Genomic DNA, 1,002 nt, shown 5'->3' on the forward strand with positions numbered 1-1,002 from the left:
GTGCTTTGATGCTCATTACGCGGTGTTTGATTTATTCGCAGCTGTTCGTACTCAGCAATTCGATCAGCTCAACATCAACCAATTACAACAAGGGGTGATCCGCATTGAGCCCAATGGTGAAGCGCAGTGTTTCGCGCTAGCTGCCGAAGCCTATCAATTGCTTGCCAGCTTGGAACAAAAGCAATGTTTGAGCGATATCCCCGAGCCGTTGCTCGCTCATCTTAATCACATCATGACGCTTGACCTGATTGAAGGTTTTACGCTGCAAACCGCGTAAGGAGGATACGATGACAGATTCTGTTAAAAGCCTGATTAGCCGCTACGACGAATACACCAACAGCTTACAAACTCACGCAATGCCGCTGTTGCTGCTGTTTTGCCGTTTATGGGTCGCTTGGGTGTTTTTTAATTCTGGCCTTATCAAAATTGCCTCATGGGATAGCACCCTGTACTTGTTCGAATTTGAGTATCAAGTTCCGTTGCTACCTTGGGAATTTGCCGCCTATTCAGGCACATTCGCAGAGTTAGTTCTTCCGGTCTTTTTAGCGCTTGGATTATTTACTCGCCCTATGGCTGCCATGTTGTTTGTGTTCAACATTATCGCTGTCCTGTCCTACCCGCTACTGTGGGAGAAAGGTTTCCATGACCACCAACTCTGGGGGGTAATGATTTTGATTGTGATGCTATGGGGAGGCGGTCCGTTTTCGCTCGACCGATTGCTAAAAGACAAATTCGTCAGATAGAAAAATCCCCGCGATTGCGGGGATTTCTTTTATTGCTTGTTTAGATAAGCCAGCAGTTCATCCGCTGAGATACCTTGTTGTGCGAGGTCTTTTGCTAATAGCTCAACTTGCTCGCCCTTGCGTGACTCAATCACTTGTTGAAATTGGTACACAATGTCACGCAAGATTGGTAGAGGTACTTGTTTTGCCGCACTACGAATGCGCTCGGAGCTTTGATTGCCCAGCTCATTAAGCAACTTACCAAACATCACCTTTTCTG

The 1,002-nt window shown here is 46.6% G+C and carries 2 protein-coding genes and 1 pseudogene; 2 read left to right on the top strand and 1 reads right to left on the bottom strand.

The annotated features are described in order from the left end of the window. Both R8O11_RS25445 and R8O11_RS25450 read left to right on the top strand, forming a co-directional pair. Positions 1 to 277 (top strand): annotated as a pseudogene (locus R8O11_RS25445) (DUF2063 domain-containing protein); the annotation flags it as partial. A gap of 10 nt (positions 278 to 287) precedes the next feature. Beyond that, entirely contained in the window at positions 288 to 743 is a 456-nt protein-coding gene (locus R8O11_RS25450) for a DoxX family protein (protein ID WP_225497808.1), read from the top strand. A gap of 29 nt (positions 744 to 772) precedes the next feature. On the opposite strand, the gene R8O11_RS25455 is transcribed toward R8O11_RS25450, so the two are convergent. Then, positions 773 to 1,002: hypothetical protein (locus tag R8O11_RS25455; protein ID WP_318194639.1), on the bottom strand; the 230-nt coding region annotated here is incomplete at its 5' end.

The organism is Vibrio sp. 1288, assembly GCF_033344475.1.